A 23,215-nucleotide genomic window follows, 5' to 3' on the forward strand; every position below is an offset into this window, starting at 1 on the left:
CCAGCCGATCCGGTGTCGCGTCGAACGACCGGCGGTCCGCCCGGTCATAATCTTGGTCATTGGTACATCCCCGGCGTCCGACGAGGACGGGGGCCTGCCGCGAACGACCGGGACGCGCGCCGACCGGACGCCCTGAGCGGCCGGCATGCGTCGCCGATGCGGCCCCCGCCGCATGGTCGTCGCTCAGACGGCGTTCACCGTGCCTCGGCCACCCCCTGGGCCGGGACAAGAGCGACCAGACGCCGGCAGGTCTCCTGGCTCGCGGGTCAAGGCTCGACGCACACCTTCCCAGGCCATCGGCCCAGTGGCTGCCCCCGTTGCAGGGGGCGCGTGCGTGTCGCTCGCCGCTTACAGTTGCAGGGACAGCTGCGGTCTTGGGGCAAACCCCGCACCGCATTCCCATTCAAGCCCCGAGGGGCACCGACGCGATCTGTGCGGATCCGGCTTGCGTCGGACCTGCGCCACAGGGCTAGCGCGTTTTGCCCGCGCTGACGACAGGATTTGCGTGCGGCGCAACGCAGGGCATGTCGTCCCATTTCACCGCAACGTCTGCCGTACCTCGTACGTTGATCGCGTAACCGACCGGTGTCCTGCCGGTCGCGGCGTTGCCCGCTTTCCGCCCCGCGGCTTTCGTGCGAGCAGCGCAGACCTTCATCGCCCCGCTGAACGGAGCCCGCATGCGCCCTCTCGTCCCCGTCGCCGAAGCCCAGTCCCGCCTCTTCGCCATGGCCTCGCGCGTGCCGGCCGAAACCGTGCCGCTGCGCTCGGCGATGGGTCGATGGGCGGCGGAGGACATTCTCGCCCGCCGCACCCAGCCCGCGACCGACCTCTCGGCGATGGACGGCTATGCGATCCGCTACGCCGATCTGCCCGGGCCGTGGACGGTCATCGGCGAGAGCGCGGCCGGCCGCCCCTTCACCGGTTTAGTCGACGCGGGACAGGCGACGCGCATCTTCACCGGCGCGGCGATGCCGGCAGGCGCCGACACGGTGCTCGTCCAGGAGGAAGCCGCGCGCGACGGCGACCGGCTGATGCTCGACGGCGAAGGCCCCGCCTTCGAGGGACGCAACACGCGCCGCAAGGGGCTCGACTTCGCGACCGGCACCCGGCTGATCGCGGCCGGCGACCGGCTGACGCCCGCGCGCATCGCGGTCGCTGCGACCGGCGGACACGGCACGCTGTCGGTCGGCCGCCGGCTGCGCGTCGCGGTCGCCGCGACGGGGGACGAGCTCGTTCCGCCCGGCTCGACCAGCGACCCCGTCCCGCTACCGGAATCAAACGGCATCATGCTCGCCGCGATGCTCGCCGACCTGCCCGTCGACATTATCGATCTCGGAATTCTCCCCGACCGGCTCGACACGCTGCGTGACGCCTTTGCCGGGGTCGATGCCGATCTGCTCGTGACCACGGGGGGGGCGTCGGTCGGCGATCACGACCTCGTGCGCCCCGCGATCGAGGCGGCGGGCGGGACGATCGACTTCTGGCGGATCGCGCTGCGCCCGGGCAAGCCGATGATGGCGGGCGCGCTCGGGCGGATGATGCTGCTCGGCCTGCCGGGCAACCCGGTCTCCGCCTTCGTCACCGCCATCCTCTTCGTCCGCCCCGTCGTCGCGCACATGCTCGGCGCGCGCGATCCCCTGCCGCAGACGACGCACGCGCTGCTCGGCGAGGATCTTCCGCCCAACCAGTCGCGGACCGACTATATGCGCGCCGAACTGCGCGACGGCCGCGCCTATGCCTCGACCATCCAGGACAGCTCGATGCTGCTGACGCTCGCCCGCTCGTCCTGCCTGATCGTCCGCGACGGCGACGCGCCGGCGGCAAGGGCGGGCGACTCGGCGGAAATCCTCGTCATCGCGTGACGTCACCGCTTGACGAAGCTGCAAGTGTTCCATAGAAGTTCCTCGTCTGTTCCGGACGGAGAACCGTTATGCTCACGCGCAAGCAGCACGAGCTTGTCTGCTTCATCAATGACCGCCTCGCCGAGACGGGCGTGTCGCCCTCGTTCGAGGAGATGAAGGACGCGCTCGACCTGAAATCGAAATCGGGCGTGCACCGTCTGATCAGCGCGCTTGAGGAGCGCAACTTCATCCGGCGCCTGCCCAACCGGGCGCGCGCGCTCGAAGTGCTAAGGATGCCCGAGCGTCCGGAGGCGGCAATCGCACAAACTGCGGCGAAGTCGGGGCCGAAGTCGGAGGCTAAGGCATCGGCCAGCACCGTATCTGCGCCGGACACGGCCAGCGCCACGCCCGCGTCGCCCGCCCGCATCGCGGCGAACGACGTCGTCGAGATCCCGCTGCACGGCCGGATCGCCGCCGGCGTCCCGATCGAAGCCTTTGAAGGCAGTTCGATGCTCGCCGTTCCGGCCGCATTGCTCGGCACCGGCGAGCATTATGCGCTGGAGGTTTCGGGGGACTCGATGGTCGAAGCCGGCATCCTCGACGGCGATTATGCGCTGATCCGCCGTACCGAGATCGCCCGCGACGGCGAAATCGTCGTCGCGCTGATCGAGGACAGCGAAGCGACGCTCAAATATTTCCGCCGCGAAGGCGCGATGGTCCGGCTCGACCCGGCCAACCGTGCCTATGACCCTCAGCGTTATGCGCCCGCACAGGTCCGGGTTCAGGGCAAGCTGTCGGGTATCCTGCGCCGCTACGATTGACAAATGCCGGGGAGCGCTGGCGGTCATCACCGCCACGCAACCGGCAGTGGCGTTCGTGACCAACGGCCTCAGGCACCATCGTCCGCGTTTCGGAATTGCGGCCCTCCCAATCGGAGGCCCCACTTTCGCAGGATCATGACCCGACATTCCCAGTCGCGACCTATCGCCCTGACCACCCCCGACCCGGCACCTAAAACCGGACCGACGCCGCACGTCCGGCGACCCCATGCTGATCGCCCGCCGCCCCGAACCGTCGCGTTGACCGCGCCACCGTCGGAGGATCGCGCCACGGGTGCCGGTCCCCCGGATTGAGCACCGTCACCATCCGCCCTGTGGTCAGCGTCAAGGCGATCCCCCCGGTCCGCGTGAGCACCGATCGATCGAGCTTCAGCCATCGCGGCGTACAATCGCGCGGCAGCCCGCGCTCGCTGATGACGATGTCCGCGCGCCGGCAGGCGGCAACCATCTCCGCGATCGGCACCCGGTAAACGCTGCGCGTCGCCAGCACACGCCACGCCCGCCCCCGCGCGACGACATCCGTCAAGCACAGGTCGCGGCTGCACCGCGCGTCGGGCTGATCCGCCAGCAACAGCGGTTCTCCGTCGACCCCGCCATTCTCCGCCAGTGTATCGCGGACATAGTCCCCCGCCTGATCGCGGAGCAGCGCGAGCCCGGCGGCGGTCCGGACCGCGACGTGACGGCCATCGCCCGTCACAAGGATATCGGGTGACGGCGTCATCAGCGCCCAGATCGCGCCGACTGCCAAGGGCAGGATCCCGATCCGTCGCCACCGCGTCCGCCACAGCGCGATCCACACACCGCCGCCGACCATCAAGGCAAACGCCCCGTCGGGCACCGCCGGCAGCGCGCGGACCGCGCCCGGTGCATGCGCCACGCCGCGCGCGAGCCACAGCAGCGCGTCGAGCGCATGCTGCACCAGCCACCAGGCGGGCGCGCCAATCCCGATCGTGTCGAGCAGCAGCGCCAGCGCTTCGAACGGCATCACGACGAACGTGGTCAGCGGGATCGCGACGATATTGGCGACCGCGCCGTACAGCCCGGCCTTGTGGAAATGATAGACCGCGATCGGCATCAGCGCCGTCTCGACGACGAGCCCGGTCAGCAGCAGCGACGCGGCGCCGCGCAACAGGCGCCTGCCGCGGCCCTCGTCATGCGGCGCGAACGTGGCACGGACGACGGGATGCTCGTGCAGCGCGATGATCGCGGTGATCGCGGCAAACGACAATTGAAAGCTCGGCCCGGCGAGCGATTCGGGCAGCGCGAGCATCACCGCGATCGCTCCCGTCGCGACCAGCCGCAACGTCATCGCCTCGCGCCCCATCGCCAGCGCGACCAGCACCAGCAACGCCGCGATGCACGAGCGGATCGTCGGCACCTGGCTGCCCGTCAGCACGGTGTAGCCGATCGCCGCCGCCGCACCGGCAAGCGCGGCAATCAATGGCAGCCGCGTGTGCAGCGCGAGCCACGGGCTGAGCGCCAGCAGCCGCAGCACGATCAGCATCGTAGCTGCGACCGCGGCGGTGATGTGGAGGCCGCTCACCGACAGGAGGTGCGCCAGCCCGGCGCGGCGCATCGCCTCCGCATCCGCGTCGCTGATCGCGCCGACGTCGCCGGTCGCCAGCGCCGCCGCGATCCCGCCCGCGCTCCCGTCGAGTTGCGCAACGATATGCCGCGACAAGGCCACCCGGACCCCAGCGCCGCCGCGGCCCGGCATCGTCACCTCGACCGGAGAAAAGCCCCGCCCCGTCGCGCCGATCCCGCTGAACCAGGCGACGCGCGCAAAGTCATAGGCGCCGGGTACCGCGGGCAAGGGCGGCGGCATGAGTCGAGCGCGCAGCCTTATCGTCGCGCCGATCCCCAGCGTCACTGGCGCATCCGCCTCTGCCAGGTTGATGCGGACGCGGCCTGGCAACGCAACCGGTGCGCCATCGGCGTCCTGCCCCGGCCCGACCGGCCGCACCGTCAACCGCACCAGTCGACGCGCGACGAGCGGTTCGATCGTCTCGACCCGCGCCGACAGCTGCACGAAAATCGGCCCCGCGAGCACCGGTGCCGCCACGCGGTCCGATCGCACCCAGATCAGCCCGATGCCGAGCGCCGCCGCAATCGCGCCGATCGCGAGCATCCGCGCCGCACGCCCGCCGCGCCCCACCGCAAGTCCGGCCAAACCGCCAGCGGCCAGCAAAAGGATCGCGGTGCCCCATGCCACGGGATCGGGCAGCACGAACCACAGCGCGATGCCGCCGCCAAGCCCGACCGGCAACCAGGTTATGAGCTGGTCGCGCTCTGCCTCCAGCCAGCGTTCGATCGCCCGGCCGGGCTCCGCCATCCAGGGCGGCACGCCCATTTGTCGCCGCCGGGGACGCATGCTAGAGGCGGCGACGGCTGATCCGGCCATCGTTTCTACAGTCTGGGAGCACCCGCGGTTGGGCGCAATATCTGATACGGATGCCGTCGTTTCGGCCGCACCCGTGGTTACTCGTTTCGCTCCGTCGCCGACGGGGTTCCTGCATCTTGGCGGCGCGCGCACGGCGTTGTTCAACTGGCTGTTCGCCAAGGCGAATGGCGGCAAATTCCTGCTGCGTATCGAGGATACCGACCGCGTGCGGTCGACCCAGCCGGCGATCGACGCGATCATCGACGGGATGCGCTGGCTGGGGATCGACTGGGACGGCGACGTCGTCATGCAGTTCGCCGGCGCCGATCGCCACGCCCGCGTCGCGCACCAGATGGTCGAGGCCGGCCACGCCTATCGCTGCTACATGACCAATGACGAGATCGCGGCGATGCGTGCCGAGGCGCAGGCGGCCAAGAAGCCGCTTCGCATCCGCAGCCCGTGGCGCGACCGTCCGGCAAGCGAGGCCCCCGATCTTCCCCATGTCGTCCGCCTGCGCGCGCCGCAGGAAGGCGCGGTCACGATCGAGGATCGCGTCCAGGGATCGGTGACGGTCCGCAACGAGGAAATCGACGACCTCGTCCTCCTCCGCTCCGATGGCACGCCCACCTACATGCTCGCGGTCGTCGTCGACGATCACGACATGGGCGTCACGCACGTGATCCGCGGTGACGATCACCTCAACAACGCGTTCCGCCAGCTGCCGATCTACCGCGCGATGGACGCCATCGAGGGCGGCTGGCCCGATCCGATCTATGCGCACATCCCGCTGATCCACGGCCCCGATGGTGCCAAGCTGTCCAAGCGGCACGGCGCCGTCGGCATCGAGGCGTATCGCGACGAGATGGGCATCCTGCCCGAGGCGTTCGACAATTACCTGCTGCGGCTCGGCTGGGGGCACGGTGACGACGAGATCATCAGCCGCGAACAGGCGGTCGAATGGTTCGACCTGTCGGGCGTCGGCAAGTCACCCTCGCGCTTCGACCTGAAGAAGCTCGAGAATCTGAACGGCCACTATATCCGCGAGGCAGATGATGCGCGTCTGGCCCAGCTCGCCGCCGATCGTCTCGGTCATGCCCTGCCCGATGGCGGACTCGACCTTCTGACTCGCGCAATGCCTGTCCTGAAGCCACGTGCAGCGAACCTGAACGAACTCGCCGAAGGTTCGAATTTCCTGTTCAGCCAGCGCCCCTTGGCCATGGATGACGCCGCAGCGAGCCTTTTGCAGGGTGAAGCGAGTGCGATTCTGACGAACGCGCATGCTGAACTTGACGCGCTCGACAAGTGGGATACGGAAGCGCTCGAAGGCGCGGTACGGCGCGTGGCCGAAGCGCGAAGCCTAAAGCTCGGGCAGGTTGCACAACCCCTTCGCGCCGCGCTGACCGGTCGCAAGACGTCGCCGGGAATATTCGATGTGCTCGACCTGCTCGGGCGTGACGAGAGCCTCGGTCGGATCGCCGACCGGATGGCAGACTGATAAGATTTCGAGGAAGGATACAAGCATGAGCGAGACCGCAAACCTCAAGGTCGACGGCAAGGAATTCGATTATCCGGTCATGTCCGGTACGGTCGGCCCCGATGTCATCGACATCCGCAAGCTGTACGCGCAGACCGACAATTTCACCTATGATCCGGGCTTCACCTCGACCGCCTCGTGCCAGTCGAAGCTGACCTATATCGACGGCGATGCGGGCACGCTGCTCCACCGCGGCTACACGATCGGCGAGCTCGCCGAACAGTCGAACTTCATGGAAGTCGCCTATCTGCTGCTGAACGGCGAACTGCCGAGCGAAGACGAGCTGTCGACCTTCTCGAACACGATCACGCGCCACACGATGGTGCATGAACAGCTCGCACAGTTCTTCCGTGGCTTCCGTCGCGACGCGCATCCGATGGCGATCCTGTGCGGCGTCGTCGGCGCGCTGTCGGCCTTCTATCACGATTCGACCGACATCCACGATCCGGCACAGCGCGTCATCGCGTCGCACCGCCTGATCGCCAAGATGCCGACGATCGCCGCGATGGCGTACAAGTACAGTGTCGGCCAGCCGTTCGTCTATCCGGACAACACGCTGAGCTACACCGGCAACTTCCTGAAGATGACGTTCGCCGTCCCGGCCGAGAAGTACGTCGTGAACCCGATCGTCGAAAAGGCGATGGACCGCATCTTCATCCTCCACGCCGATCACGAGCAGAACGCGTCGACCTCGACCGTCCGTCTCGCCGGCTCGTCGGGTGCGAACCCGTTCGCGTGCATCGCAGCCGGCATCGCCTGCCTGTGGGGGCCCGCGCATGGCGGCGCGAACGAAGCCGCGCTCAACATGCTGCACGAGATCGGCACGGTCGACCGGATCCCCGAGTTCATCGCCCGCGCGAAGGACAAGAACGATCCGTTCCGCCTGATGGGCTTCGGTCACCGCGTCTACAAGAACTACGATCCGCGCGCGGCCGTCATGCAGACGACCGTCAAGGAAGTGCTCGGCGAGCTGGGCGTCACCGACCCCGTGTTCGACGTGGCGATCGAGCTCGAGCGTCTGGCGCTGAGCGATCCCTACTTCATCGAGAAGAAGCTGTTCCCGAACGTCGACTTCTATTCGGGCGTCATCCTCTCGGCGATCGGCTTCCCGACCTCAATGTTCACGGTGCTCTTCGCACTCGCCCGCACCGTCGGCTGGGTCGCGCAGTGGAACGAGATGATCACCGATCCCGACCAGAAGATCGGCCGTCCGCGCCAGCTCTACAGCGGCCCGACGCAGCGCGACTATACGCCGATGGCGTCGCGCTGAGATGAAGCTCCGGCCGATCCTGATGGTCATCGGCGTGCTGTGCGCGCTGATGGGGTTCCTGTGGATCGGCCAGGGGCTTGGCTATGTCCATTGGCCGCGATCGAGCTTCATGCTCGATCAGCGGCCATGGGCAGACCGCGGCGCCGCGCTCGCGGTATTAGGCCTGGTACTGATCCTGGCTGCGCGCCGCCTGTGTCGGTAACGACAACACGAACCGCGCGCCCTCGCCGATCGCGCTGTCGATCGTCAGGTCGCCGCCCATCGCGCGTGCCAGCCGCCGCGCGATATAGAGACCGAGGCCGTTGCCGCCCGGTTCGGACGAGTCGACCCGCTCGAACTTCTCGAATATCCGCGCATGATCCGCGGGCGCCACGCCCTTGCCGGTATCCGCGACGACGACGGTCACCTGATCGCTCCCCGCATGCGCCGTCACCAGCACCGCGCCACCCGACTGCGAATAGCGCACCGCGTTGCCGATCAGATTGACCAGGATCTGCAAAACGCGACGGAAATCGCCGCGCGCGACGACGCGGGCTTCCGCGGCGGGGCGGGTGATCGTCACATTCGCGTTGCCCGCTCGCACCGCCAGCAGCCCGGCCGCACGCCGCGCAATATCGGCCATATCGATCGTCTCGAGAAGCAGCGCGAAGTCGGGCCGCTCGACCGCCTGAAGATCGACCAGATCGTCGACCAGCGCCAGCAGATGGCGGCCGGCATTGGCAATATCTGCGGCATAATCGGCATAATCGGGCTGCACCAGACCATCGGTCTGCGCATGGATACTGTCGGCGTTCGCGACGATGCGCGCCAGCGGTGTCCGCAACGCTCGGTCGAGCCCGGCGGTGAAGGTCGGCGACAGCTGGTCCGCCCCCGCCTGCCGGGGCTTGGCGGGCGGCGATGGTACGTCCGCGGGATCGTCGATCAGTTGCCCGCTGCCGATGAACCCTGCAAAGGCGCGTTCTGCATCACGGCGGACCACGGCGCTCAGCATGATCGCGCGGCCCGACCTTCGCAGCCGCGCGGGCTGTGCGTCGAGCGGCTGGCGGCGCGCGACCGCGTCGAGGATCGGCAGCGCGCCGTCATCGCCGCTGTCGAGCATGACGAGGCTCGTCAGCGGCTTGCCGAGCAACGCGAGCGGGTCGACGCCCATGCGGGGCCCTGCGTCGGGCGATACGAATGTCAGGCGAAGTGCTGCGTCGGTTTCCCAGCGCCAGTCGGCACCACTCGACAGGAAATCGACGCCTGCACCGGGGTTCGGTGCCGCTGGACGCCACGGCTGGAGTTCGCGCCAGCCACTCACCGCAAGGCCGACCGTATCGCCCTCGGGCTGCGCACGGACCCAGAGGTCCAGATCGACGTCGTCATCGGCGATCACCACGCTACGCGAAACCGCGATTCCCAGCCGGCGCGCCAGGCGGGCGATCATCGCGAGCTGCGGCACCGCGATCGGCGCGCCGATCACCCCCCCGGCGCGGCTGTTGAGCGCAAGCAGGATCGGATCCGCCGACAGCAACACGCCGTCCCCTGCCACTTCCGCCAGTGCGACCGCAGTATCGCCTGTCGTATATCCCGTCATCGTCGGTCTGCCCCGGCCAGCGCCCGCAACGCAGCGCGAAACTCGCGGTGCATCGCCAGCGGTGCGATCGCCGCGCGCGCATCGTCGACCGCGACGCTCGCGATGCTGTCGAGCGCGTCGGCGAAACTTTCGATATCACGGCGTGGATCGGCATCGGCCAGCGCCAGCCCGATCCGCGCGATCGTCTCCCGGTCGAGATCCGCCGCCCGCAGCGCCAGCCACAGTTGCTCTCCGTCGGGATCGAGTACGATCACCCGGACCTGTTCGGCATCGATCCCGATCGCATGCGCCAGCACCGCGACGAACAGGGTCAGACGCCGGTCGCCGAGCGCCTCGACCAGCAGCGCCGGCAATTCGTCGCGACGGGCATCGATCGCCGCGGCGAGGCGGATCGCGACCGCTTCGGGGCGCTCCGCGTCATCATGCGCGGCAAGGCTGCGCAGCGCCGCTTCGGTGATTGCCTGATCACTCTGGCCGCGGCCCTGCATCGCGACCATCTCGCCAGCGTCCTTCAAGGCATCGTCAAGCCCGTCGCGCACCGCTGCGGCAACCCACCAGACGAGGCGGCGATGCAGGTCGGCGGGCACGTCGCTTCCGGCGATCATTCCCGATTCATTGGCAGCACGACGCCGACTTTCCGCCGCGAGCAGCGCGCCGGCCGCGGTGGCGACGGTCGTATCCGACACCCCCGTCAGGCGGATCAACAGGCTCGGCTCCTCGGGACCGGCAATCGCGGCGGGAAGGGCGTCTGCGATCAGGTCGTGCCGGACGCGAGCGATCAGGTCCTTCATCAGGTCGCGATCGCGCAACACCCCCGACCGCGTCAGCCGCAGCAAGGCGCCGCCCTGCGTCAGGATCGCCTCCGCCCGCGTCGTCTCCCCCAGCCCGGCGAGAACGCGGGCGGCATGACGGCGGATATCCGCCTCGATCGCCCCGATGATCCCGCGCAGGACATGCGCCAGCATCAACCTCGTACGTTCCTCCAGCCGCGCATCGGCGGTCAGGAAAAAGTCGGTGATTGTGGTTTCCAGCCGGTCGTCGGCCCGCTGACGCGCACGCGCGGCGCGCGCGATCGCACTCGCCCGTGACAGCGCGGGATCAGGCAAGGGTTCAGAGCCAACCGACATGCGCCGTGCCTACCCCCTTATTATTAAGGCGGTACTAAGGCTGAAGACGAAGATGCTCGATTGCCGCAGCCAGCGTGACCGTCGCGTACAGTCCGGCGATCGCAAGGCCCAACAGCGGAAATCCGAGGATCGCGACGATCGTGACGATCAGCAGATAGGCCGGCGCACTGCCCCACCACATGCGACGCGCGCGCTCGACGATCGCGCGTTCCCCCAGCGCCGCGATCGCGAGCAGTGCGGCCGCCATGACCAGCGCGCTGTTGTCCGCCGAATAGCCCGCCCACAGAAAGGCAAACAATAGCACGGCGAGCGCGCTGACGACGCCGATCCCGCGCGTCTGCATCGTCGCGACCGACTCATCGTCGCGCAGCCCGCTCAGCACCGAGCCGATCGCCAGACCGACACAGGCCGTGCTGGCAAGCACCAGTCCGGTCGCCAGCCAGCCGAACAGCATGGCGCCAAGCCCGGCTGCGGCGATACCCAGCGACGTCGCGCCGACGGTCGTGCCAGCAACGCTCTTATCGACCAGGAACGGCAGGCCGAGCCTGGCGATCGGCGCGAGCACGAAACGGTCGAACCAGCCGCTGCGCCCCGACACGATCGTCGCCAGCACCGCACGACCGCGTTCTTCCAGCGTCCGCGCCTCGCGCTCGATGCCGTGCCCGCTGCGAATTGCATCGGTCGGCAACAGGATCTGCACCGCGCGCGCCTGCACCGCGATCCGCAGCATCGTCGATTGCAGGTCGTAATCATTGGGCAGGCCAGCGACTTCGGCGATCCGTGCGGGCTCCAGCCGGGCGACCCCGGCCCATGCCATCTGGCCGCCGACACGCTCGAACCCGGGTCCGGCATCGTCCTCCGGCACGACGAGCAGCGCATCGCCGCCCTCGTTCGCCATCGCCGCGACGATGCTCTCGGTCGTGACCAGCCCGTCGCCGAGCATCAAGACGCGCGCCAGCGGATGGAGCTTCTCCATCGCCTCGGCCGCAGTCCGGACGGTATCGACCGCGACGCCGCGGCGGTTGATGCGGTTGATCGCGCCCAGCAACTCAGGCGTCAGCCGCGCGACGACCACGATCACCTGACGCACGCCGGCTGCGATCAGCAACCGCGCCTGATACTCGATCAGCGTGACGCCGCTGAACGGCAAAGTGGCAGCCAGGCGATCGGGGCGATCGTCGGCATCGTGAATAGCAAAGAGAAGCCCGGCAAGCATCTGCGGCTGTTAGGCGTCGAAACGGCGGATGCAAAGCCCGCGCGTCGGAAGCGCGTGCAGATCGACGCCCTGCATGCGCATCAAAGCTGCTCGACCGCGTCGCGCAGCCGGCGCAGCATGTCGTCGTCGCCGGGCAGGGTGTCGGCCGCCACGCGCGCCAGCGTCATCAGCGGCATTGCGCCAAAGCTCGCCGCCAGCCCCTTCAGCCGCCATGCCGCGGCGCGCCACGCCTCGGTGTCGGATGCGTCCACCATAGCGTCCAGCGCGTCCGCCGCGCTGTGGGTGAAGGCGAGGTGCAGGTCGGCGATCAGCAGCGGATCGTCCCCGACCGCGGCTGCCAGGGCGGCGTCGATTGCTCCGGGATCATAGGCCATGAGATGGGGCGTACACGCGACCGACTTAACGGGAGGTTGCGCTATTCGCTTTGTCAAAGCCGATTTCATGGTAAAACCCGGACATGAACGGGGGTTCTTCCATCATCGGCCTGCGCGCGGACCCTGCCCGGGATCCGGACCTTGGCGACGTCCCACCACCGCCTTTGAAGGAACGCGCACCCGTGTTTATCGACGACTATATCCTGCCGGCGGACGACGACGGCGCCGATCGCGGCCGGATCTTTGCAGGTGCCGCAATCGCCGCGGTCCTGCTCTGGCTCGCCGTCATGCTCTGGCTCGTCCGCGGCGAGATCGGTGCGATCGGACCGGTCGCGCTGGTCCAGCTCCTCGCAGCGCTGTGCGTCGTGCCGGCGCTGATCGGCATCATCTGGTTGCTCGCGATGCGGACGAGCCGGGCCGAGGCGGCGCGGTTCGGTGTCACGGCGCGCGCGATGCAGGCGGAATCCGCCCGGCTCGAGCAGGCGGTCGCCGCGACTGCGCAGACGATCGACCGCAATCGCCGTCATCTGGCGGATCAGGTCGACACGTTGATGACGATGGGCGAGACCGCGCATCAGTTTCTCGGCGCGATCGGCGAAGGCTTCGCGACCGAGATCGAACGCGCCGACGCACACACGCGCAGCCTCGTTGCCGCGGCCGACGCGACGCAGACGTCGCTCGGTGTCCTGCTCGCCTCGCTGCCGCGCGCGCATGCCGAGACGGAAGCGATGGCGGACCAGCTTGAGCGCGCCGGCCTTTCCGCCAGCGAACATGCCGGTGCCCTCGATGCGCAGATCGGCGCGCTGGCAGCCCGTGGCCGGGAGGCCGATGCGGTGGCGAGCGGCGCGGCGCAGCGGCTGGCCGCGCATATCATCCGGATGGAAGCGACCAGCGAAACCGCGGGCGCGCGGCTCGAGGCCGTCACCGAGACGATGTCCGCAGCGGTCGACGCGCTGCTCGGGCGCACCGCCGATGCGGTCGACGAAGCACGCAAGGGCATTGCCGCGCAGGGTGACGCGGTGCTGGCGATGGTCAGTGCCAATCAGGCTGCACTCGACGGCGCGACGCGCGCGAGCGCCGAGGCAATCGCCGACCGGATCGCCGGCGTCGATTCGGCGATCGCCCAGGTTGCCCGCCGCCTTGAGGATCAGCGTACAGCCGGGGAGGTTATCCTCGGCTCGCTCGGTTCGGGCCTCGACCAGGTCGAGACTCGCATCGACACGCTCCACCATCATGGTGTCGAACGAACCCAGTTGCTCGCTGCGTCGATCAGCGCGCTGGGCGGCTCGGCGGATGCGATGACCGAGGCGCTCCGCTCGGGCGAGGCGATGGCGGGGCGGACGATCGGCACGACCGAATCGCTGCTGATCGCCCTCGACGCCGCGGCGCGCGAGATTGACGAAACGCTGCCCGATGCGCTCTCACGGCTCGACCGGCGCGTCGCCGACAGCAAGGCGATCGTCGTGGCCGCAAAGCCCGAACTGCTCGCGCTCGTCACCGCGGCCGAAAGCACGCACGATGCGATCGAGGCGATTGCCGGTGTCATCGCCGAACAGCGTAGCGTGCTCGATCGCCTGTCGAACACGCTGCTCGACACGCTGGCCTCGGGACGCGCCAAAGCGGACGCACTTGGCCAGATGGTCGACGAGACGATCGATCGCACCAACAGCTTCTCCGAGGAAGCCGCACCCCGTCTCGTCGAGGCGTTGCTGCGCGTCCGCGAGACCGCGACCGCGGCGGCGGATACCGCGCGCCACACGCTGGCTCAGGTCATTCCCGACGCCGCGCAGGCGCTCGAGCTCGCCAGCAGTGCTGCACTGCGCCGCGCGACCGGCGACACCGTCGATCGGCAGATCCAGGCGATCGGCGACGCGACCGACGCCGCGGTCGACGCGACGACGCGCGCGACCGAGCGGCTGGCGGCACAGGTCGAGGCGATTGCGCAACAGACCGCGGTCGTCGAAACCCGGCTCGAAGAGGCGCGCAACGACCGCGAAACCGCCGACCGCGACACCTTCGCACGGCGGGTATCGCTGCTCATCGAATCGCTGAATTCGGCCTCGATCGATATCGCCAAGGCGTTCGCGCCCGAAGTCGCCGACAGCGCTTGGGCCGCCTATCTCAAGGGTGATCGCGGCGTCTTCACGCGGCGAGCGGTGCGGATCCTAGATGCAAACGATGCCCGCGCGATCGCGAACCTGTATGACGACGATGCGGGCTTCCGCGAGATGGTGAACCGCTACATCCACGACTTCGAATCGATGTTGCGCGCGATCCTGGCACAGCGCGACGGCTCACCGCTCGGTGTCACTCTGCTCTCGTCGGATATGGGCAAACTCTACGTGGCGCTCGCACAGGCAATCGAACGCCTCCGCTAAAGGGGGCGCCCGCCCCGGTCGCGCTAGCGGCGGACCATGTCGCGTGTGTCGAACAGGTCGAACATCTGCGGCGTGATCCAGCCGTAAGCGTAATTCAGTTGGAACAGCACGAACAGCGTCGTCGCGACGATCGTCACGCGCCAGGCAACGCGGCCGGCGTGGAAATCATGCGGCGCGCTTTCGGACTGGCCGGGGACGGTTTCGCCCCCGACCTCACGCGTCGTCCGTACACCGAATGGCAGGACCAGGAACACCGAGAACGCCCAGAACAGGACGTAGATCGCGAGTGCCGAGGTCCAGCGCATCGGCTCAGCCTTCGATCAGCAGAACGTCGACGATCGGCTTCTTGCCGGTCCAGCGCGTCGAGACCTTGCGGACCGCAAGCCGGACCTGCTCGCGCATCTTGTCGATATCGCGCTTGCCGCCCCGCACGGTGTCGGCAACCGCCTGGACCGCATCCGCGACGAACGCGGCACGATCTTCCTCGACAGGCACGCCCTGAACGCGGACCTGCGGCTGGCCGAGCATCCGCCCGTCCTTGCCGATCGCCACCGCGACCGAAATCTGGCCGTTGATCGCCAGCTTGCGACGCTCGTTCAGCGTCGTGCCGTCCGCCGGCAGGATCACGTCACCGTCGAGGACCAGACGGCCAACCGTCGCATTGCCGATCTTGACCGGCCCCTTTGGCGCGAGCCGGACGATGTCGCCGTTGCTCTGCACAAGCGCACGGGGGATCCCCTGCTCCAGCCCGAAGCGCGCATGCTCCATCATGTGGCGCATCTCGCCATGCGTCGGGATCAGCGTGTCGGGACGCAGCCACTCGTACATCTGCGCCAGTTCCGGCTGGCCGGGATGGCCCGAGACGTGAACGTGCGCCTGGCGCTCGGTCACCATCCGGATGCCCTTGGCGGCCAGCGTGTTCTGGATGCGGCCGATCTGGACCTCGTTGCCGGGAATCTGCTTCGACGAGAAGATCACCGTGTCATCGGCCTCGAGCGTGATCGTGTGGCTGCCATTGGCGACGCGCGCGAGCGCGGCACGCTCCTCGCCCTGCCCGCCGGTGGCGATGATCAGAACCTTGTTCTTGGGCAGACGCATCGCGGTGTCGGGATCGATCGTCTCGGGGAAGTCCTTCAGATACCCCGTCGCACGCGCGACCTTGATGATCCGGTCGAGCGAGCGTCCGGTGACGCACAGCTTGCGCCCGGTTTCCTTCGCCACTTCGCCGAACGTGTGAAGCCGTGCGGCGTTCGACGCGAAGCTGGTGATCATCACCCGGCCCTTGGCCTTGCTGACCTCTTCGAACAGGCCCTTGCGGACCGTGCTCTCGCTGCCCGACGCGGTGGTGTTGAAGATGTTGGTCGAATCGCAGACCAGCACGTCGACGCCCTTGTCGCCGATCGCCATGAAGCCTTCTGGCTTGGTCGGATTGCCGATCACCGGGTTCTTGTCGAGCTTCCAGTCGCCGGTGTGGAACACGCGGCCATAGGGCGTGTCGATCAGCAGCGCGTTCGCCTCGGGGATCGAATGCGACATTTCGACGAAGGTGAAGCCGAACGGCCCGAGCTGGAAGTTGCCGCCCATCGGAATCATCTTGAGTTTCACGCGGTTGGCGATCCCCTCTTCCTCGAGCTTGCCGCGGACCAGGCCCATCGTGAACGGCGTCGCATAGATCGGCACGCCCAGATCTTCGGCGAGATAGGGCAGCGATCCGATATGGTCCTCATGGCCATGCGTGATCACGATGCCGAGTAGATCGTCGATCCGCTCCTCAATGAAGGACAGGTCGGGCAGGATGACGTCGACGCCGGGATATTGCGGATCTGCAAAGGTGATGCCGAGATCGACCATCACCCATTTGCCCTGGCAGCCATACAGGTTGACGTTCATGCCGATTTCGCCGGAGCCGCCAAGGCCACAGAAAAGGAGTTCGTTCTTCGGAGTCATTGATTACTTTCAGGATTACAGGGGAATGTGGCCCGCAGGCCGGTTGGCGCGAGCCCAATGGCCCTAGATATGGTGACGGTCCCACATCATCGCCAGCCCCTGGATCGTCAGGTCGGCCTCGATGACGTCGAACACGTCGGTCTGTTTTTCGAAGAGGGTAGCAAGTCCGCCGGTCGCGATGACCTTGACCGGGCGTCCGACCTCGGCCTTCATTCGCGCCACCAGCCCCTCGATCATCGCGACATAGCCCCAATAGATGCCGATGTGCATCTGCGAGACCGTGTTCAGCCCGATCACGCTGGTATCGCCGGGTGCCTCAATCGCGATCCGCGGCAATTTGGCCGCGGCAGTGACCAGCGCGTCGAGCGACAGGTTGATCCCCGGCGCGATGATGCCGCCCTTATACGCGCCGCGATAGTCGACGAGGTCGAACGTCGTCGCCGTGCCGAAATCGATGACGATCAGGTCGCCGTCGTGCAGCGCGTGCGCGGCGATCGTGTTGACCGCACGATCAGCGCCCAGCGAGGCGGGCTCGTCGACATCGATCGCGATCCCCCATTCGACCGGCGCGCGGCCGGCGATCAGCGCCTCGGTCGCGAAATATTTCGACGCGAGGACCTGCAGATTGTGCAGCGCGCGCGGCACCACCGTCGCGATGATCACGCCCTCGACCGCGCCCCGGTCATGCCCACCGAGCTGCATCAGCTGGCTCAGCCACACCGCATATTCGTCCGCCGTGCGGCGTGGATCGGTCGCGATCCGCCACCGCGCCACGATGACGCCCTTCTCGACGAGCGCGAACACGACATTGGTATTGCCGGCATCGATGGCGAGCAGCATGCGGGGACCTTCAACCTTTCCGTGCGGATAGTGCATAGTCGAGACCCGCGGCGATGGCGATGACGCGCCGCATCACAGCAGGAATATGTCGGCGGCGTGGATGACACGACGCTCGCCCGTCGCGGTGCGCAGGATCAACGCGCCATCGCTATCGAGCCCCACGAACAGTCCCTCGACCGCGTCGCCGTCCGCGAGCCGCGCGGTCAGCGCGGTGCCCGCCGGATGCGCGCAATCGACCCAGCGCGCACGGACGGGCGCCAGCCCCTCCGTCCGCCAACGCGCGACCCAGCGCGCAAACCCGTCGGCAAGGATGTCGAGGAACGACGCGGGCTCAATGACGACGCCATGCACCGTGAGATCGGTCGTCTTGCGATCGGCCAGCTCGGGATGGTGCGCAATGTTGACCCCAAAGCCAACCACGACCGCATCGTCGGCCCGCTCGAGCAGGATCCCCGACAGCTTGGCACCGGCAAGTAACAGGTCGTTCGGCCATTTGAGCAGCAGCGTCGCGCTCGAGTCCGTGGTTCCCTGTCGGATACCGGCGACGACGAAGGTCGACACGGCCTCATACAACGCGACCGCCGCGACGAGCGCGAGGCTGGCGGCGGGCGGATCGCTCGGACGCAGCCGCACCAGCGTGCTCGCATAGAGATTACCGTCGGGCGATGACCATTCCCGCCCCTGTCGGCCGCGTCCTGCAGTCTGCCGAACCGCCCTCAGCCAGAGGCCGTCATCGGCGCCGGTGCGGGCCAGCGCCAGCAGGTCGGCATTGGTCGATCCTGTCTCCGCAACGGTACGGATGATGCTCAGAACAACGCCCGCGCTGCCGCCATCGTCCATGCGCCGAGCACGGGGATGAGCAGATAGCCGGCCGGCGAGACGAACACCGCCGCCAGCGCGATCAACCCGCCCTCGACCTTGTTCTCCATCGGCGCAAAGGCGGGTGCCGGATCGTCGAAGTACATCGTCTTGACGACGCGCAGGTAATAATAGGCGCCGATCACCGATGCCGCGATGCCGACCACGGCCAGCGGGAAGAGGCCTGCATCGACGGCCGCACTGAACACCGCGAACTTCGCATAGAAGCCGAACAGCGGCGGGATGCCGGCAAGGCTGAACATGAAGATCGCGAGTGCTGCGGCAAGCCCCGGCCGCGTCCGCGACATACCCGCAAGGCTCGCGATCGTCTCGACCGGCTGCCCGTCATCGCCGCGCATCTGCAGCACGACCAGGAACGAGCCCAATGTCATCGCGACATAGATGGTCAGATACATCAGCACGCCCGACACGCCCTCGGGCGTCCCCGCGGCAAGACCGATCAGTGCGAAGCCGACATTGTTGATCGACGAATAGGCCAGCAGGCGCTTGACGTTGGTCTGGCCGATCGCGGCGACCGCGCCGAGGATGATCGAGGCGAGCGCCGCGAAGATCACGATCTGACGCCACTGGTCCGTCGCCGGCCCCATCGCCTCGATCGCGACGCGCACCGCCATCGCCATTGCCGCGACCTTGGGGGCCGAGGCGAAGAACGCGGTGACCGGGGTCGGTGCGCCCTCATAGACGTCGGGCGTCCACATGTGGAACGGCACTGCGCTGATCTTGAATGCGAGCCCTGCGAACACGAACACCAGACCGAACAGCAGGCCGAGCGACTTGGTCCCGGCATAGGCGTCGGCGATGCCCGAGAACAATGTCGTGCCGCTGAAACCGTAGACCAGCGAGATGCCGTATAATAGGATGCCGCTGGCGAGCGCGCCGAGCACGAAATATTTGAGGCCTGCCTCGGCCGAGCGCCCGTCGCGCCGCATGAAGCTGGCGAGGACATACGCTGCAAGGCTCTGCAGCTCGAGACCGACATAGAGCGTCAGCATGTCGCTGGCCGAGACCATGATGCCCATGCCGCACGCCGACAACAGGATCAGCACGGGGTATTCGGGACGAAGATCCTCGCCCTGCGACCGCGCGAAGAAGCTCGGCGCCATCATGATCGCGACCGCGGATGCGATGTAGATCAGCACCTTGGCAAACGCACCGAACGCATCGGCACGGTAGAGGCCGTCGAACGCATAGCCGCCCGACGATGCCGGACCGACCAGCGCGATCCCGGCACCAACCAGAACGAACACGGAGGCGATCGACACGGCGCGCGTCGACGAGTCCCCGCCCCAGGCCGAGACGAGCATCAGCGCGATCGCCCCCAGTGCCAGCACCAGCTCGGGCAGCGTCATTGCGATGTTAGCGGCGTATTCCATCAGTGTGCCTCCCCGTGCGCGGCTTCATGCACGGTGGCGGGCTTCCCCGCAGTTGGGTTCGAATCGCTGGCCGGCTTGGCGCGGTCGACGCGCGCGAGCAGGACGCTCACATCCTTGCGCATCGGCGCGAGGAAGCTCTCGGGATAGACGCCCATCCACAGCACGACGGCTGCGATCGGCGCGAGCAACCAGAATTCTCGCGCCGACAGATCGACCATGCCGCGAACCTCGTCCGACTTGATCTCGCCAAAGACCACGCGACGGTAAAGATACAGCATGTATGCCGCGCCGAGGATGATGCTCGTCGTGCAAAGCAGGGCCGTCCAGGTCGAGACCTGATAGGTGCCCATCAGCGACAGGAACTCGGCGACGAAGCCGCTGGTCCCCGGCAGCCCGATCGACGCCATGGTGAAGAACAGGAAGAAGATCGCATAGCGCGGCATGTTGATTGCCAAGCCGCCATAGCGCGAGATTTCGCGGGTATGGAGCTGGTCGTAGATCACGCCGACGCACAGGAACAATGCACCCGATACCAGCCCGTGGCTTAGCATCATGATCATCGCGCCTTCGATGCCCTGGCGGTTGAACGCGAACAGACCGATTGTGACGATCGCCATGTGCGCCACCGACGAATAGGCGATCAGCTTCTTCATGTCCGACTGCACGAGCGCGACCAGCGACGTGTAGATCACCGCGACCGCCGACAGGCCGAAGATCAGCCAGGTCAGCTGGCCCGAGGCTTCGGGGAACATCGGCAACAGGAAGCGCAGGAAGCCGTATCCGCCGAGCTTCAGCAGTACGCCCGCCAGGATCACCGACCCTGCGGTCGGCGCCTGCACGTGCGCGTCGGGCAACCAGGTATGGACCGGCCACATCGGCATCTTGACGGCAAACGACGCGAAGAACGCCAGCCACAGCCAGGTCTGCACATGCGCCGGGAAGTCGTAGTTCAGCAGCGCCGGGATGCTCGTCGTGCCCGCGGTCTTCGCCATGTACAGCATCGCGATGAACATCAGGACCGAGCCGAGCAGCGTGTACAGGAAGAACTTGTACGACGCGTAGATCCGGTTCGCGCCACCCCAGATACCGATGATCAGGTACATCGGGATCAGGCCGGCTTCGAAGAAGACGTAGAACAGGAACAGATCCTGCGCCGCGAACGTGCCGATCATCAGCACTTCGGTGAACAGGAACGCCGCCATGTATTCCGGCACGCGCGTCGTGATCGAGCGCCAGCTGGCGCCGATGCAGATCGGCATCAGGAACACGCTGAGCATGATCAGCATCAGAGCGAAGCCGTCGATGCCGAGCGACCAACCGAACGGCCCAAAGATGCCGGGGGCATGCTCGACGAACTGCCACTGTGCGCCGCCGATGTCGAAGTTCATCCACAGCATGATGCCGAGCGCGAAGTCGATCAGCGTTGCCGCCAGCGCGAGCATCCGGGCCGTGTTCGCCGAGACGAACAGGCACACGATGGCCGCGATCATCGGGACCGCGATCAGGACGGAAAGGATAGGAAAGCCGGTCATCAATAGAGTCCGATCGCCCAGGTTACGGCGGCTGTCAGGCCGATCAGCATGACGAAGGCATAGGTGTAGAGATATCCCGTCTGGAAGCGGCCGGCGACGCGCGCGCCGACTTGGACCAGCCAGGCCGACCCGTCGGGGCCGAACCGGTTGATCGTCTTCTCGTCACCGCGGTGCCACAGGAAGCGGCCAATCGCGAAGGCGGGGCGGACGAAAATCAGGTCGTACAGCTCGTCGAAATACCACTTATGCAGCAGGAAGTCGTAGAGCACGCCGAACTGTTCGATCACCTTGCCTGGGAAGGACGGGTTCTTGATATAGGCGTACCAGGCGGTCAGCAGGCCGAGCAGCATCGCGATCGTCGCCGACAGTTTGATGATGAGCGGCACGCCGTGCATCTCGTGCATCAGATGTTCGCGGAACGCGAGTGCGCCCTTCCAGAACTCTTCGCCTGCACTCGGCTCGATGAAGTAACCGTGGAAGACGAAGCCCGCCAGCACCGCACCGATCGACAGGACGATCAGCGGGATCAGCATCGGCAGCGGGCTCTCATGCGGGTGATACCCGCCATCGCCTTCCGCCGGCGCATGCACGGCATCGTGATGATCATGCGGCGCATGGCCTGCGTCCTCGGCCTTGGCCGGGTTCGCATGATGATCGTCGACGTGATGCGCGTCGTGCGCATGGTCGTCGTGACCATGGGCGTCGTGGAGCGCATGCTGGATGTGCTCCGATGCGGCCCAGCGCGGCTTGCCCCAGAAGGTGAGGAACATCACGCGCCACGAATAGAAGCTGGTGAGCAGCGCGACGAGCACACCGACGAACCACACGCCCGGCTGACCCGCAGCCCAGCTCGCCTCGATGATCGCATCCTTCGAATGGAAGCCTGCGAACCCGAATGCGGTGTTGCCGAAGATGCCGGGGATGCCGACGCCGGTGATCGCGAGCGTACCCGCCATCATGCCCCAGAACGTCACCGGGATCTCCTTACGCAGGCCACCATAATAGCGCATGTCCTGCTCATGGTGCATCGCATGGATCACCGAGCCGGCACCCAGGAACAGCAGCGCCTTGAAGAAGGCATGCGTGAACAGGTGGAACATCGCCGCGCCGTAGGCGCCGACGCCCGCGGCGAAGAACATGTAGCCGAGCTGCGAACAGGTCGAATAGGCGATGACGCGCTTGATGTCGGTCTGGACGAGGCCGCAAGTGGCGGCGAACAGGCAGGTCGCGGCTCCGACCGAGGTGACCACCGTCAGCGCGACCGGGCTCATCTCGAACATCGGCGACAGGCGGCACACCATGAACACGCCTGCGGTGACCATGGTCGCCGCGTGGATCAGCGCCGACACCGGCGTCGGCCCCTCCATCGCGTCCGGCAGCCAGGTGTGCAGGCCGAGCTGTGCCGACTTGCCCATCGCGCCGACGAACAGCAGCAGGCAGAGCACCGTCATCGTATCGAAGCGGTAGCCGAGGAAGCCGATCGTCGAGCCGGCCATACCGGGTGCAGCCGCCAGGATCTCGGGGATCGAGACAGTGCCGAATACCAGGAACGTGCCGAAGATGCCGAGCATGAAGCCCAGATCGCCGACACGGTTGACGACGAACGCCTTGATCGCGGCGGCGCTGGCCGAGGGCTTGCGGAACCAGAACCCGATCAGGAGGTAGGATGCGAGGCCCACCCCTTCCCAGCCGAAGAACATCTGGACGAGGTTGTTCGCGGTAACCAGCATCAGCATCGCAAAGGTGAACAGCGACAGATACGCAAAGAAGCGCGGCTGGTCGGGATCCTCGTCCATATAGCCCCAGCTATACAGATGGACGAGTGCCGACACCGAGGTGACGACGACGAGCATCACCGCGGTCAGCGCATCGACGCGCAGCGACCACGCAACGTTCATGTCGCCCGACTGGATGAAGTTGAGCAACGGCTCGACGGTCGCGCTGCTGGTGCCCGCCATGAAACCGAGGAAGATCGGCCAGGATAACAGGCACGACGCGAACAACGCGGCCGTGGTGACGATTTTCGCCGGCACGTTGCCGATCGCGCGATTGCCGAACCCGGCAACGATCGCGGCCAGTAACGGCAGGAAGACGATAAGCTGGATCAAC

The 23,215-nt window shown here is 67.1% G+C and carries 18 protein-coding genes and 1 riboswitch; of the genes, 6 read left to right on the forward strand and 12 right to left on the reverse strand.

The window, feature by feature from the left end; all coding sequences use genetic code 11:
* Positions 1 to 226: 226 nt before the first annotated feature.
* Positions 227 to 440, reverse strand: a riboswitch (cobalamin riboswitch).
* A 237-nt stretch (positions 441 to 677) separates the two neighbouring features.
* The gene (gene glp, locus FHY04_RS10135; protein ID WP_183936322.1) at positions 678 to 1,862 is read left to right on the forward strand and encodes a gephyrin-like molybdotransferase Glp; all 1,185 of its coding nucleotides are present in this window, start codon (positions 678 to 680) and stop codon (positions 1,860 to 1,862) included.
* A 68-nt stretch (positions 1,863 to 1,930) separates the two neighbouring features.
* Complete coding sequence (lexA, locus tag FHY04_RS10140) at positions 1,931 to 2,662, forward strand: transcriptional repressor LexA (RefSeq protein ID WP_183936323.1); 732 nt, start codon at positions 1,931 to 1,933, stop codon at positions 2,660 to 2,662.
* A gap of 190 nt (positions 2,663 to 2,852) precedes the next feature.
* On the opposite strand, the gene FHY04_RS10145 is transcribed toward lexA, so the two are convergent.
* A complete protein-coding gene (locus tag FHY04_RS10145) occupies positions 2,853 to 5,030 on the reverse strand; it encodes a ComEC/Rec2 family competence protein (RefSeq protein ID WP_260171438.1) in 2,178 nt (725 codons plus the stop codon).
* 19 nt (positions 5,031 to 5,049) lie between these two features.
* On the opposite strand from FHY04_RS10145, the gene gltX reads away from it, so the two are divergent.
* The 3 genes from gltX to FHY04_RS10160 are packed head-to-tail and all read left to right on the forward strand — an operon-like array spanning position 5,050 to position 8,066.
* Positions 5,050 to 6,555, forward strand: a complete 1,506-nt coding sequence (gltX, locus tag FHY04_RS10150; protein ID WP_081877730.1) for a glutamate--tRNA ligase — start codon at positions 5,050 to 5,052, stop codon at positions 6,553 to 6,555.
* A 25-nt stretch (positions 6,556 to 6,580) separates the two neighbouring features.
* Positions 6,581 to 7,864, forward strand: coding sequence for a citrate synthase (locus tag FHY04_RS10155; RefSeq protein ID WP_107929711.1), 1,284 nt, complete (start codon positions 6,581 to 6,583; stop codon positions 7,862 to 7,864).
* A 1-nt stretch (position 7,865) separates the two neighbouring features.
* Positions 7,866 to 8,066: a hypothetical protein gene (locus FHY04_RS10160; protein WP_183936459.1), complete on the forward strand. Its 201-nt coding sequence runs from the start codon at positions 7,866 to 7,868 to the stop codon at positions 8,064 to 8,066.
* Here the strand turns inward: FHY04_RS10160 and FHY04_RS10165 are convergent.
* The 4 genes from FHY04_RS10165 to FHY04_RS10180 all read right to left on the reverse strand — a co-directional run bounded on the left by FHY04_RS10165 (position 8,022) and on the right by FHY04_RS10180 (position 12,157).
* Complete coding sequence (locus tag FHY04_RS10165) at positions 8,022 to 9,440, reverse strand: sensor histidine kinase KdpD (protein WP_183936324.1); 1,419 nt, start codon at positions 9,438 to 9,440, stop codon at positions 8,022 to 8,024. The genes FHY04_RS10160 and FHY04_RS10165 overlap by 45 nt on opposite strands.
* Positions 9,437 to 10,567 carry a DUF2336 domain-containing protein gene (locus FHY04_RS10170; protein WP_031394560.1) on the reverse strand — a complete coding sequence of 377 codons (1,131 nt, stop codon included), beginning with the start codon at positions 10,565 to 10,567 and terminating at the stop codon, positions 9,437 to 9,439. Before FHY04_RS10170 ends, FHY04_RS10165 begins: the two co-directional genes overlap by 4 nt.
* A 34-nt stretch (positions 10,568 to 10,601) precedes the next feature.
* Complete coding sequence (locus FHY04_RS10175) at positions 10,602 to 11,783, reverse strand: hypothetical protein (protein ID WP_183936325.1); 1,182 nt, start codon at positions 11,781 to 11,783, stop codon at positions 10,602 to 10,604.
* A gap of 80 nt (positions 11,784 to 11,863) precedes the next feature.
* Positions 11,864 to 12,157: an Hpt domain-containing protein gene (locus tag FHY04_RS10180; protein WP_183936326.1), complete on the reverse strand. Its 294-nt coding sequence runs from the start codon at positions 12,155 to 12,157 to the stop codon at positions 11,864 to 11,866.
* Between the two features lie 182 nt (positions 12,158 to 12,339).
* Here FHY04_RS10180 and FHY04_RS10185 point away from each other — a divergent pair, with 182 nt between their 5' ends.
* Positions 12,340 to 14,535 carry a hypothetical protein gene (locus tag FHY04_RS10185; protein WP_311724422.1) on the forward strand — a complete coding sequence of 732 codons (2,196 nt, stop codon included), beginning with the start codon at positions 12,340 to 12,342 and terminating at the stop codon, positions 14,533 to 14,535.
* Between the two features lie 23 nt (positions 14,536 to 14,558).
* Here FHY04_RS10185 and FHY04_RS10190 read toward each other — a convergent pair whose 3' ends face one another.
* The 7 genes from FHY04_RS10190 to nuoL form a co-directional block, all read right to left on the reverse strand.
* A complete protein-coding gene (locus FHY04_RS10190; RefSeq protein ID WP_031393778.1) occupies positions 14,559 to 14,840 on the reverse strand; it encodes a DUF1467 family protein in 282 nt (93 codons plus the stop codon).
* A 4-nt stretch (positions 14,841 to 14,844) separates the two neighbouring features.
* The gene (locus FHY04_RS10195) at positions 14,845 to 16,482 is read right to left on the reverse strand and encodes a ribonuclease J (RefSeq protein WP_031393779.1); all 1,638 of its coding nucleotides are present in this window, start codon (positions 16,480 to 16,482) and stop codon (positions 14,845 to 14,847) included.
* 63 nt (positions 16,483 to 16,545) lie between these two features.
* Positions 16,546 to 17,322, reverse strand: a complete 777-nt coding sequence (locus FHY04_RS10200; RefSeq protein WP_183936328.1) for a type III pantothenate kinase — start codon at positions 17,320 to 17,322, stop codon at positions 16,546 to 16,548.
* Positions 17,323 to 17,394: 72 nt separating this feature from the next.
* The gene (locus FHY04_RS10205) at positions 17,395 to 18,162 is read right to left on the reverse strand and encodes a biotin--[acetyl-CoA-carboxylase] ligase (protein WP_183936329.1); all 768 of its coding nucleotides are present in this window, start codon (positions 18,160 to 18,162) and stop codon (positions 17,395 to 17,397) included.
* Complete coding sequence (gene nuoN, locus FHY04_RS10210) at positions 18,129 to 19,574, reverse strand: NADH-quinone oxidoreductase subunit NuoN (RefSeq protein ID WP_183936330.1); 1,446 nt, start codon at positions 19,572 to 19,574, stop codon at positions 18,129 to 18,131. The genes FHY04_RS10205 and nuoN overlap by 34 nt, the downstream gene beginning before the upstream one ends.
* A complete protein-coding gene (locus FHY04_RS10215; RefSeq protein ID WP_183936331.1) occupies positions 19,574 to 21,106 on the reverse strand; it encodes an NADH-quinone oxidoreductase subunit M in 1,533 nt (510 codons plus the stop codon). Before FHY04_RS10215 ends, nuoN begins: the two co-directional genes overlap by 1 nt.
* Positions 21,106 to 23,214 (reverse strand): NADH-quinone oxidoreductase subunit L, encoded by a 2,109-nt coding sequence (gene nuoL / locus FHY04_RS10220; protein WP_183936332.1) that lies wholly within the window; start codon positions 23,212 to 23,214, stop codon positions 21,106 to 21,108. The genes FHY04_RS10215 and nuoL overlap by 1 nt, the downstream gene beginning before the upstream one ends.
* Position 23,215: the final 1 nt, after the last annotated feature.

Source organism: Sphingomonas sp. BK481, assembly GCF_014194875.1.
Classification (GTDB): domain Bacteria; phylum Pseudomonadota; class Alphaproteobacteria; order Sphingomonadales; family Sphingomonadaceae; genus Sphingomonas; species Sphingomonas aerolata.